This window comes from Gordonia sp. (in: high G+C Gram-positive bacteria) (genome assembly GCF_047606305.1).
In the GTDB taxonomy this organism is placed as follows: Bacteria; Actinomycetota; Actinomycetes; order Mycobacteriales; family Mycobacteriaceae; genus Gordonia.
Window position 1 is genome coordinate 1 of sequence record NZ_JASGER010000095.1, and the last position, 10,871, is coordinate 10,871.

At 68.7% G+C, this 10,871-nt stretch carries 14 protein-coding genes; 3 read left to right on the plus strand and 11 right to left on the minus strand.

The window, feature by feature from the left end:
- Positions 1 to 29 precede the first annotated feature (29 nt).
- A complete protein-coding gene (gene dapA / locus QM634_RS13405; RefSeq protein WP_415043276.1) occupies positions 30 to 935 on the minus strand; it encodes a 4-hydroxy-tetrahydrodipicolinate synthase in 906 nt (301 codons plus the stop codon).
- Between the two features lie 19 nt (positions 936 to 954).
- Positions 955 to 1,704 (minus strand): FAD-dependent thymidylate synthase, encoded by a 750-nt coding sequence (gene thyX, locus QM634_RS13410; protein ID WP_415043277.1) that lies wholly within the window; start codon positions 1,702 to 1,704, stop codon positions 955 to 957.
- Between the two features lie 55 nt (positions 1,705 to 1,759).
- Here thyX and QM634_RS13415 point away from each other — a divergent pair, with 55 nt between their 5' ends.
- Positions 1,760 to 2,542, plus strand: a complete 783-nt coding sequence (locus QM634_RS13415; protein WP_415043278.1) for a tyrosine-protein phosphatase — start codon at positions 1,760 to 1,762, stop codon at positions 2,540 to 2,542.
- 9 nt (positions 2,543 to 2,551) lie between these two features.
- Here the strand turns inward: QM634_RS13415 and QM634_RS13420 are convergent, their stop codons facing one another.
- The 9 genes from QM634_RS13420 to dapB all read right to left on the minus strand — a co-directional run bounded on the left by QM634_RS13420 (position 2,552) and on the right by dapB (position 8,956).
- On the minus strand, positions 2,552 to 3,313 hold the full coding sequence (locus QM634_RS13420; protein WP_415043279.1) for an HAD-IIB family hydrolase: 762 nt from the start codon (positions 3,311 to 3,313) through the stop codon (positions 2,552 to 2,554).
- A 103-nt stretch (positions 3,314 to 3,416) separates the two neighbouring features.
- Positions 3,417 to 3,986, minus strand: a complete 570-nt coding sequence (locus tag QM634_RS13425; RefSeq protein ID WP_415043280.1) for a hypothetical protein — start codon at positions 3,984 to 3,986, stop codon at positions 3,417 to 3,419.
- Between the two features lie 12 nt (positions 3,987 to 3,998).
- Positions 3,999 to 4,496 (minus strand): dihydrofolate reductase, encoded by a 498-nt coding sequence (locus QM634_RS13430; protein WP_415043281.1) that lies wholly within the window; start codon positions 4,494 to 4,496, stop codon positions 3,999 to 4,001.
- A complete protein-coding gene (locus QM634_RS13435) occupies positions 4,493 to 5,299 on the minus strand; it encodes a thymidylate synthase (protein WP_415043282.1) in 807 nt (268 codons plus the stop codon). Before QM634_RS13435 ends, QM634_RS13430 begins: the two co-directional genes overlap by 4 nt.
- A gap of 68 nt (positions 5,300 to 5,367) precedes the next feature.
- Complete coding sequence (locus QM634_RS13440) at positions 5,368 to 5,892, minus strand: hypothetical protein (protein WP_415043283.1); 525 nt, start codon at positions 5,890 to 5,892, stop codon at positions 5,368 to 5,370.
- Positions 5,893 to 5,904: 12 nt separating this feature from the next.
- On the minus strand, positions 5,905 to 7,248 hold the full coding sequence (locus tag QM634_RS13445; RefSeq protein ID WP_415043284.1) for an MFS transporter: 1,344 nt from the start codon (positions 7,246 to 7,248) through the stop codon (positions 5,905 to 5,907).
- Positions 7,238 to 7,699, minus strand: coding sequence for a flavodoxin family protein (locus tag QM634_RS13450; protein WP_415043285.1), 462 nt, complete (start codon positions 7,697 to 7,699; stop codon positions 7,238 to 7,240). Before QM634_RS13450 ends, QM634_RS13445 begins: the two co-directional genes overlap by 11 nt.
- A gap of 15 nt (positions 7,700 to 7,714) precedes the next feature.
- Positions 7,715 to 8,191, minus strand: coding sequence for a hypothetical protein (locus QM634_RS13455; protein ID WP_415043286.1), 477 nt, complete (start codon positions 8,189 to 8,191; stop codon positions 7,715 to 7,717).
- A 9-nt stretch (positions 8,192 to 8,200) separates the two neighbouring features.
- Positions 8,201 to 8,956 carry a 4-hydroxy-tetrahydrodipicolinate reductase gene (dapB, locus tag QM634_RS13460; protein ID WP_415043287.1) on the minus strand — a complete coding sequence of 252 codons (756 nt, stop codon included), beginning with the start codon at positions 8,954 to 8,956 and terminating at the stop codon, positions 8,201 to 8,203.
- A 221-nt stretch (positions 8,957 to 9,177) separates the two neighbouring features.
- Here dapB and QM634_RS13465 point away from each other — a divergent pair, with 221 nt between their 5' ends.
- Together QM634_RS13465 and QM634_RS13470 are read left to right on the plus strand one after the other, a co-directional pair.
- Positions 9,178 to 10,050 carry an SDR family NAD(P)-dependent oxidoreductase gene (locus QM634_RS13465; RefSeq protein WP_415043288.1) on the plus strand — a complete coding sequence of 291 codons (873 nt, stop codon included), beginning with the start codon at positions 9,178 to 9,180 and terminating at the stop codon, positions 10,048 to 10,050.
- 129 nt (positions 10,051 to 10,179) lie between these two features.
- Positions 10,180 to 10,818 carry a hypothetical protein gene (locus QM634_RS13470; protein ID WP_415043289.1) on the plus strand — a complete coding sequence of 213 codons (639 nt, stop codon included), beginning with the start codon at positions 10,180 to 10,182 and terminating at the stop codon, positions 10,816 to 10,818.
- Positions 10,819 to 10,871 lie beyond the last annotated feature (53 nt).

Below are 10,871 nucleotides of genomic sequence, written 5' to 3' on the forward strand. Positions count from 1 at the left end.
GCGCCGGCGGCGGGCGGGCTGGTCGGCGGTCACGCCACGACGCCCGCGTCGCGCAGGTCGGCGATGAGCGCCTCGATCTGCGGGCCGTCGGCGGGCACCTGGGGCAGGCGCGGGTCGCCGACGTCGAGTCCCTGGATGCGCAGGGCGGCCTTGACCATCGTGACGCCGCCCAGGCGCCCCATCGCCCGGCACAGCGGTGCCATCGACAGGTTGAGTTCGCGGGCCTTCGCCAAATCGCCGTTGCCGACGGCGATGTGCAGGTCGCGCAGTCGGTCGGCGACCAGGTGGCCGATCACGCTGACACACCCGACCGCGCCGACGGAGAACCACGGTAGGTTCAGCCCGTCGTCGCCCGAGTAGTAGTCCAGTCCGGTCTTCGCGATCATCTCCGCGCCGGCGGTCAGGTCACCCTTGGCGTCCTTCACCGCGACGATGTTCGGGTGCTCGGCGAGCCGCAGCATCGTCTCATCGGCCACCGGCACCACCGATCGGGGCGGGATGTCGTAGACCATGTTCGGCAGGTCGGTGCCGTCGGCGACGGCGGTGAAATGTGCCAGCAGACCGGCCTGCGGCGGCTTCGAGTAGTACGGGGTGACGACGAGCAGCCCGTCGGCACCGGCCTTCTGCGCATTCTGGGCGAACACGACGCTCTCGGCGGTGTCGTAGGTGCCGACACCGGCGATGATCTTGACCCGGTCGCCCACGGCGTCGCGCACCGCGGCCAGGAACTCGAGCTTCTCCTCCGGCTGGGTGGTCGGCGACTCGCCCGTGGTGCCCGCCAGGACGAGGCTGTCGACGCCCTTGTCGGCGAGGTGGACGGCCAACTCGGCACCCTTGTCCAGGTCCAGCGATCCGTCGGCGGAAAACGGGGTCACCATTGCCACGCCGATCGTGCCGAAGGCACGCTCGGACGTCGGGGTCTCACCAGCGCTCATAACCGCCAAGGCTACCCGCTCACCCCTCCAGGACGAATGGCGAGGTGGCCACTTCCGTGCCGTCCGGAAGGGCCGAAATCTCGAAGTCCCCGAACACCGTCGGGGCCAGCCGGGTCAACTGCCGCAGGCACTCGACGGCCAGCTGCCGGATCTCGACGTCCGCGTGCTCGGTGGCGCGCATGCCGATGAAGTGCCGCCAGGCCCGGTAGTTGCCGGTCACGACGATCTTCGTCTCGGTCGCGTTCGGCAGGACGGCACGCGCGGCCTGACGGGCCTGCTTGCGGCGCAGGATCGCGTTGGGCACGTCGGCGAACTTCTCCTCCAGGCGGCTGAGCAACTCGGTGTAAGCGGCGCGACTCGCATCCGTGGCGGCGGAGAACAACTCTTCGAGCTCGTCGTCGCCGCGGATCGCCGGCGGCGCCACGACGGCCGAGTCGTGCTCGGGCACGAACCGCTGCGACAGCTGCGAATAGGAGAAGTGGCGGTGCCGGATCAGCTCGTGGGTGCACGAGCGGGAGATCCCGGTGATGTAGAAGGTCGCCGTCGCGTGCTCGAAGAGCGAGGTGTGCCCGACCTCCAGCACGTGCCGCAGGTAGCCGGCGTTGGACGCGGTGCGCGGATTGGGCTTGTCCCAGCTCTCGTAGCAGGCACGGCCGGCGAACTCGATGAGGGCCTCGCCGCCCTCGGCGTCGGTGGTCCACGGCACGTCGGGCGCGGTGAACTGGGTCGACGCGACGAGTTGCACCTTCAGGGGGACGAGCTCGGACACGGTATCTGCCGCTTTCAGTTGGGCCATCGGTGGTGTGGTTCATTAGATTAGTCCCATGCGCACCCTCACCCGGCGCCTCGCCGCCCCCGTCCTCGCTTCCTCGCTGGCCCTCACCGGGCTGGCCGCCCCGACCGCGTTCGCCTCACCGGCGCCCGCGATGAAGAACGACCCGCGGCTGGTTCCGCTGACCGGCACGAAGAACACGCGGACGTTCGCCACCTATCGGACCGTCGACGGCGCGTCGATCACCCCGCGCGTGCTGCGCAGCGACAACCTCGCCTCGTTGACCGATCGGGACCGGGCCAAGCTCGCCGCCCGCGGCATCGCGACCATCATCGACCTGCGCACCCTGCCCGAGCGGGCCCTGCAGCCGGATCGGCGCCCGGCCCGCTCCCGCGGCTACGACGTCGACATCTTCGGCGCCAGCCTCGCGCAAAACGCCGACCTCGACTCGGCCTACCGGTTCTTCGTCACCGACGCCGGCGCCCGCGCCGGGTTCGCCCGCGCGCTGCGCCTCGTCTCGACGACGCTCGGCCACAACCGGGCCGCCCTGTTCCACTGCACGTCGGGCAAGGACCGCACCGGGTGGACCGCCGCTCTGCTGTTGACCATCGCCGGTGTCGACCGGGCGACGGTCGAGCGCGACTACCTGGCGTCGAACAAGTTCCGCCAGACCACGCCGAACTCCGGCATCGAGGGCGTGCGGATCGGGTGGTTGCGCGAGTCCATCACGACGGCGACCAGCCGATACGGCAGCATCGAGGGCTACGTGCACCGCGGCCTGGGGCTGTCCGACGGGGAGATCGCCACCCTGCGCAACCGCCTGCGCGCCGGTTAGCCGCGCGGGTCAGCCCAACAGCTCGCTGAGCCGGGCGGCCGTGTCCTCATGGCCGTGCACGGCCACCGAGTCGATGCCCAGATCGGCGACGGGCCGGTCGTTGCCGCCCTCGTCGAGCCGGTCGCCGTAGAACAGGATGTCGCCGGTGCCCAGGTCCAGGATCTCCATGAGTCGACGCGCACCGTAGGCCTTGTCGATGCCCTTGCGGGTGATGTCGACCGAGGTCGATCCGCCGCTGCGGACTTCCAGATCCGGCAACCGCTCGGCGGCATAGGCGCGCAGCGACTCCTTCTTGCGCCCGTCGGGGTCCCAGGCGGCCTTGGCGTCGACCGGGGCCCGCTGGCCCAGCGCGCTGAAGGTGATCTGGCTGCCCCGGTCCTCCAGGATCGGGCCCCACGTCTTCGACTCCCACAGGCCGAGCTCGCGGGCACCCTCCTCGACGATGGCCAAGGCGCGCTTCTTCTGGTCGTCGGTCAGGTCCTCCTTGTAGACCGTCTCCCAATCGCCGTCGGCGAAGCGCAGATAGTGGGTGCCGCACGTCGGCATGAGGTGCAGGTTCGCCAGGCCGTCGAAGCCGCCGATCCGGTTGAGCACCTGGTTGCGGAACTGCGTCTCGTTGCCACCGGAGATGATGCACACCGAGGCCTCGCCGAGCAGGCGGCGCATCAGGTCCACCATTTCGTCGGTCAGCGGGCTCTTCGACGCCGCGAGGGTGTCGTCGAGGTCGAACATGACCAGCGAATAAGACTTGCCGTCGGCCGAGACCGCCACCGTGCCACCACTCCTCGTCGTACTCCCGGCAGGCCGTTCCCGCCGCAGACCGCGTCTACTCTGTCATCTCCCCCGAATCGGCGCCAACGCCCGGGCACGGTGCCTATGCCCCGGCCTGCGCCTCATCGGCGTCGGTGGCCCGGCTCCGGTACCACTTGGTGAAGGAGATCGGAATGATGAAGCCGACCGCCTGCACGATCGCGTCGGCGGTGTCGCCGAGGTTGCGGTCGTAGACGACCCACAGCGCGACGGCGGTGATGGTGAAGGCCAGCGCCCAGGCCGTCGTGATGACCTGGTTGACGCGCTTGAACTTCTCGGTGCCCCAGTACTCGCGCGGCACCTCCTGCTTGGCGATGCCCTCGGTGAAGGGCTTGCCCAGCCCGAGTGAGGCCCACGCGGTCGACGCCAACCAGGCAAAGGCGAAGACGCTGTCGTACTCGTGGAAGTCCGAACTGCGCACGACGAATCCGATCACCGCGACCACCACGAAGAACACGACGGCGCTGATCTCGAGGATCTGGGCGTCCGGAGCCACTCCGCGGCGGCGGTTGTCGAGGATCAGGGCCACCCCCACCACGACGGCCGCGACCGCTCCCCACTTCCACGAGGTGTCGTTGACGCCGGCGATGACCGCGTAGACGATCCAGGGGATGAACCCGCGCACGATGGCCATGTCGCTCCTCGATCAGGCGGTGTCGGTGCTGTGACGGTAGTCGACGAACCGATAGCGGACACCGGAAACCGATTCGAGCCAGTCGCCGGTGTGGAAGGCCTCCCACTCGTCACCGATCGCCGGGGCGAAGGCGTCGGCCCCGGGGACCTCGACATCGATCTCGGTGATCCGCAGGTCGGTGGCGCGGCCCATCGTCGCACGGTATATCTCGGCGCCGCCGATCACCGACACCGCTTCGCCCTCGGCCAGCACCAGTGCCTCGTCGACGGTGCGCGCGCGGACCGCGCCGTCGCCGGTCCACTCGTCGTCCCGGGTGACCACGATGTTCCGACGCCCCGGCAGGGGGCGGAACCTGGGCGGCAGCGAATCCCAGGTCTTGCGGCCCATGATCACCGGATGCCCGATGGTCAGCTCCTTGAACCGCGCCATGTCCTCGGGCACGCGCCACGGAATGGTGTTGTCGCGCCCGATCGCCCGGTCGTGGGCCTGCGCCCAGATGAGCTGAATCACACCGCGACCGGCGCTTTGATGCCCGGGTGGGACCGGTAGCCGAGTACCTCCACGTCCTCGTACTCGTAGGCGTCGATCGACTCCCGCTCGCGCAGGCGCAGCGTCGGATACGGGTACGGGTCGCGCGACAGCTGCGTCGTCACCTGCTCGACGTGGTTGTCGTAGATGTGGCAGTCACCGCCGGTCCAGATGAAGTCCCCGACCTCCAGGCCGGCCTGCTGGGCCATCATGTGCGTGAGCAACGCGTAGGAGGCGATGTTGAACGGGACGCCGAGGAACAGGTCGGCGCTGCGCTGGTACAGCTGGCACGACAACTTGCCGTCGGCGACGTAGAACTGGAAGAACGCGTGGCACGGCGGCAGCGCCATCTGCGGGATCTCCCCGACGTTCCAGGCCGAGACGATGTTGCGGCGCGAGTCGGGATTGGTCTTGAGCATCTCGATGGCGCCGGCGATCTGGTCGACGTGCTCGCGCGACGGCGTCGGCCAGGCCCGCCACTGGACCCCGTAGACCGGTCCGAGGTCACCGTTGGCATCGGCCCACTCGTCCCAGATCGTCACCCCGTGCTCTTGCAGCCACCGCACGTTCGAGTCGCCGCGCAGGAACCACAGCAGTTCATAGACGATCGACTTCAGATGGACCTTCTTGGTGGTGATCAGCGGGAAGCCCTCGGCGAGGTCGTAGCGCAGTTGCGCGCCGAATACCGACCGCGTTCCCGTACCCGTGCGATCGGCCTTGGGAGTCCCGTTCGCCATGACGTGGCGCAGCAGGTCCTCGTACGGGGTCGGGGTGGGCGCGCTCATGGGGCCAGTCTATCCAGCGCCTTGTTCGGCTGGATTGGATGTCGACGGCGAGTCGCCGCCCGCGAGGATCACTCGTCGGCGAAGACCGAGTACCGCGGATCCCCGATCAGCGTGTCGATGACCCTGATGAAGGTGTTGCCGGCCGCGGCGGAGACGAACTCGCCGAGATCGCGCGGCTCCTCGCCGGGCGCCAGCAGACCGAGGACCTCCCCGTCGGTACTCGGCACGACCCACAGGCGCCGCAACCCGCCGGCGGAGATCCGCTGCCCCGGATCCGGATCGTCGCTGAGCTCGCCCGGTGCCACCCATTCGACGCCGGGGTGATCGCCGTGCGTGCCGCCGAGGATGTCCTCACCGCCCACGCGGCCGTGTTCGGGCATGCGAATGATGTGGGTGATCAGCGCCGACGCCCGCTGGGCCGATTCCTCGTCGTAGAAGTGCGCGAGCAGCGTCGGCGCTTGGTCGCCCTGGCGCGCGAGGGCGAGGGCGATCTGCTCGCCGGCGCGGTCGCCGATGATCGCCAACTCGACGTACGCACCGTCGTCGAGCATCGTGGGCCACGCCGCGATCACCCGCACGTCTTGGTCACTCATCCATCCCCGCCATCAGTCAGTGGCGAACGCGTGCCCGCGTTCCCGATCAAGGTAGGTCGGCGCCTTGTTGCGCAGACAACACACGTAGACGACCAGCGAAACACCGATCACCACCGTCACGTAGGCGATGAACCACGGCACCCGGTCGGCGTTCTTGGCCGCCTCGTACAGCATCGGCGCCGTGCCGCCGAAGATCGAATTGGCCAGGGCGTAACCGAGCCCGACGCCGAGCGCGCGGATGTGGGAGGGGAAGAGCTCGGACTTCACCAACGCGTTGATCGACGTGTAGCCGGTGATGATCACGTACCCGGCACAGACCATCGCCAGCGACGCGGCGGCCACCGTCAACGTCGGCAGGTAGGTGAGCAGGAAGTAGGTGTACAGCACCCCGCCGACCCCGAAGAAGACCAGCATGGGCTTGCGGCCGACGCGATCGCTGATCAGCCCGCCGATCGGCTGGATCACCATCAGGAAGATCAGGCCGATCAGGTTGATCCACGTCGCCGTCATCGCATGATCGGAGTAGGCCGTCTTGACGATGGCCGGGGCGTTGACGCTGTACACGTAGAACGCCAGGGTGCCGCCCATCGTGATCAGGAAGCACAGGACCAGCGGACGCCAATAGCCGCTCAGCAGTTCGCGCATCGTGCCCGACGACGTGTCCTCCCCCGTCCGCACCGCCGCCAATTGCTCATCGGAGAGCGACTCGTCCATCGACCGCCGCAACCAGAACACGACGATTGCGGCGATGCCGCCGATGAAGAACGCGATGCGCCAACCGAAGCCGGAGACCTGATCCTTGGTGAAGGAGCCCAGCAGGATCAAGAGGGTGAACTGGGCCAGCACGTGGCCGCCCACGAGGGTGACGTATTGGAACGACGAGAAGAAGCCGCGCCGTTCTCGGGTGGCCGCCTCGGACATGTAGGTCGCCGACGTGCCGTATTCGCCGCCCGTGGCGAAGCCCTGCACCAGGCGGCACGCGACGAGGATCACCGCGGCGGCCACCCCGATGCTTTCCCGGCCGGGGACGACCGCGATGACGAAGGAGCACGCCGCCATCAGCGACACGCTCACCGTCAGTGCGGCACGACGGCCGCGCCGATCGGCGAACCGCCCGAAATACCAGGATCCAACCGGTCGCATCACGAAGGTGACCGCGAAGATCGCGTAGACGTAGACCGTCGAGTTCTTGTCGGCCGGGTCGAAGAAGTTCTTCTCGAAGTACGTGGCGAAGACGGTGTAGACGTACACGTCGTACCACTCGACGAGGTTGCCCGACGAGCCGCGCAGCGTGTTCCAGATCGCCCGGCGGGTCTGCGCCGCCGACGACCGCGGGGCGACGTCCCTAGGCGGCATCGCCCATGAGCCGTGCCGCGAGCGTCGCGCCGAGCTCCCAGCACGCGTCACGATCGGCCTTGGTCGGGGCGCCGGACACCACGACGAACTCGGCGGCCTTGGTCCACCCCAGCCCGGTGGTGATGGTGGTGATCGCCTTCTCGGCCCCCTCGGTCCCCTGGTTGCCGTGCAGGTACGCCCCGAACGGACGGCCCTTGGTCTCGTCGAGGATCTGGTAGTACGCCGAGTCGAAGGCGTGCTTGAGCGCGCCGCTGATGTACCCGAGGTTGGCCGGGGTGCCGAGCAGGTAACCGTCGGCCTCGAGGAACTCGGCCGGCGACACGTGCAGCGCCGGCCGTCGGATGACCTCGACGCCGTCGATGTCGGGGTCGGTGGCACCGGCGAGGACGGCCTCGAACATCTCCTGACAGTGTGGCGACGGCGTGTGATGCACGATCAGCAGACGTGCCATGGGCCAATCCTCCGCTCAGTCCGGCGTCGACCGGTATTGGTCGACGGCCTGCTTCATCATCTGGCGGGCCCGGCCGCGGTCGCCGGCGTAGTCGTAGGCACGGGCGATGCGGTAGGTGTTGCACCAGTCGTCGGGATCGGCCTCCCACTCACCGCGGACCTGGTTGAACAGCTCGTCGGCCGCGTCGGGCTCGATGCGTCCGGAGGCCCGTCGCGGCAACTCGGAGACGTCGAGGTCGCGTCCCTTGTCCACCGCGGCCGCGGCGAGGCGCTGGTGCCAGATCCCGGCAGCCAGCGTCCGGTAGAGCATCCACAGGCCCAGCGCGGGCAGGATGAGCACGCCCAACCCGACGCCGATGCCGGTCGGCTTGCCGGTGGCGATGAGGCCGACGCCGATCTTGGCGAGGATCCACATGTAGACCAGGGCGCCGATGACGATGAAGGCGATCATCGCGAGGGTCGGCCACGACCGCTTGGCGGGAGCTGCACTCATGGTCGCCGCCTACGAGAGGTTCATGAACTTGTCGAGGCCGACGGTCAGCCCCGGGTGGGCACCGACCTCGCGGCAGCCGAGGAGAACACCGGGGACGAAGGACGTGCGGTCGATCGAGTCGTGCCGGATGGTCAGCGTCTCCCCCTGCGTGCCGAACAGGACCTCCTGGTGTGCGACGAGCCCGGACAGTCGCACCGAGTGCACGTGCACGTCGCCGACGACGGCGCCGCGGGCACCGTCGATGCCGGTCGAGGTGGCGTCGGGCATGGGTGCCAGGCCGGCCTCGGCGCGGGCGGCGGCGATCAGCTCGGCGGTCCGACCGGCCGTGCCCGACGGCGCATCCACCTTCTGCGGGTGGTGCAGTTCGACGATCTCGGCGGAGGTGAAGAAGCGGGCGGCCTGCTCGGCGAAGTGCATCGACAGGATCGCGCCGATGGCGAAATTCGGGGCGATCAGAACGCCGACGCCCGGCTTGGCGTCGACCCACGTGCGCACCTGCTCGAGGCGCTCGGCGGTGAACCCGGTGGTGCCCACGACCGCATGGATCCCGTTGTCCACGAGGAACTCGAGGTTGCCCATGACCACGTCGGGATGGGTGAAGTCGACGACGACCTGGGTGCCCGAGTCGACGAAATCCTTGAGCGAATCGCCCTTGTCGACGCCGACGGTGAACTCCGTGTCGGCGGCCTCGCGCACTCCGGCGACGATCGCCTGCCCGACCTTCCCGTTGCTGCCGAGCACCCCGACCTTGACCGCTTCCACCATCACTGACTCCTACTCGCCGATTCCCGCGCAAGTCTAGTGACACAGCCGTGCCGCGCGCCCCGGCGGCCGCCCTCGGCCGCCGCCGGAACTGTCCAGAATCTGGACACCTGTGATCTCGACCACGCGACACACTGGATCGCGTACCGGATCCGGTCCACGGATTCCGTTCGCCCGAGTGGGGCGCGGGATTCGCGACAACCGAGGGAAGCGAGTGAGGATCAATGATCAAGTTCGATGACAAAGTGGCCGTGGTGACCGGCGCCGGCCGAGGGCTGGGACGCTCGCACGCCGAGTTGCTCGCGTCGCGGGGCGCAGCCGTCGTGGTCAACGACCGCGACGCCGCGGCCGCCAAGGAGACCGTCGACTCCATCACGGCCGCGGGCGGCAAGGCGGTGGCGAACAGCGACGACGTCGTCCAGGGCGCAGAGGACATCGTCAAGACCGCCATCGACAACTTCGGACGACTCGACATCGTGGTGAACAACGCCGGGATCAACACGCCGACCCCGTTCGGGCCGGGCGCCGTCGACATCATCCGCAAGCACATGGAGGTCAACTTCTTCGGCACCGCCGCCGTGACGGCCGCCGCTTGGCCCCACCTCCTCAAGAGTGGCAACGGACGCGTGGTGAACACCTGCTCGCCGACCGTCGTCGGTTGGGAGGGCCAGAGCGGCTACGTCGTGTCCAAGGGCGCGGTGTACGCCTTCACGCGCACGCTTGCGATGGATGCGATCAAGGACGGGATCCGCGTGAATGCGATCGCCCCCACCGCATATACGCGGATGGCCGAGGAGGCCGACCTGCCGCAAGAGCTGAAGGACCAGCTCAAGTCCACGATGACCACGGCGATGGTCTCGCCCATGGTCGCCTACCTCGCCAGCGACGAGTGCAGCGTCGCCGGCGAGATCTTGATGACCCAGGGTGGTCTGATGCAGCGCATGTCGATCGCCATGAACGAGGGGTACACCAACCCCGACGTCACGCCCGAAGACATCCAGGAGCACATCGACCAGATCGAGGACGACTCGACCGCCAAGCCGCTCGGCATCGTCGGTTCCGACGACGGGACCGGTCTGCTGGATCTGTTCGAGTAGCCAGACCGACTCGGGCCCCGTGGACTCTGTGGGAGTTCGCGGGGCCCGACGCGTGTCGCCTGATCCTGCCCGGAATCGGCCGCCGCGTGGGTTAGCCTGGCCCGAATCCCCGAATGGAAGGCCATCGCCGTGCACGTTCTCCTGAAATCCCTACCGCTGCTCGTCGTCCCGCTCGTGTTCGCCGGGTGTTCGGGCGATTCGGCCAAGACCGAAGAGGTGACGGTGGTCGCCGTCGCCAAGGACGGGGCGCCCCGCGACGGTTGGACGGTCTCCCCCGACGCGCCGATCGATGTCGACTGCAGCGCCGGTCAGGCCAGCCCATCGTCGCGAACCGACGGGATGCGCTCGTGTGATCCGGTCGCCCTGCACGCCGACGTGTGCTGGCCGGCGAAGGACCCGGGCACGCTGCTGTGCGCCGAATCGCCGTGGGACAAGAAGCTGCGGCGCGCCAACGCCGGCGGCCCTCTCGCACCTGTTGCCAAGCCCGCCGACGCCCAGCCGTGGGGCCTGGAACTGGCGGACGGCACCAAGTGTCAGCTGCGCCGCGGCGGCGGCTGGGGCGGCGGACCGGACGACTCGACCCCGGTTTACGGCTGTCTCTCCGGCGATCTGGCCGTCCTGCAGATGAACAACGCCCCCGTGATCGACAAGTCGAAGGCCAAGTGGACCGTCAAGGTCGGGCAGATCGCCGCCAACCCCGATCCGCGGGTGCCCGCCCCGCAGGTCGTCGAGGTGGCGAAGGCCTACTTCACCGGCACCGAGGGATAACCCGCAGAACGAAACAGCGCGGTTGTCGGTGACCATCATCTGGTCACCGACAA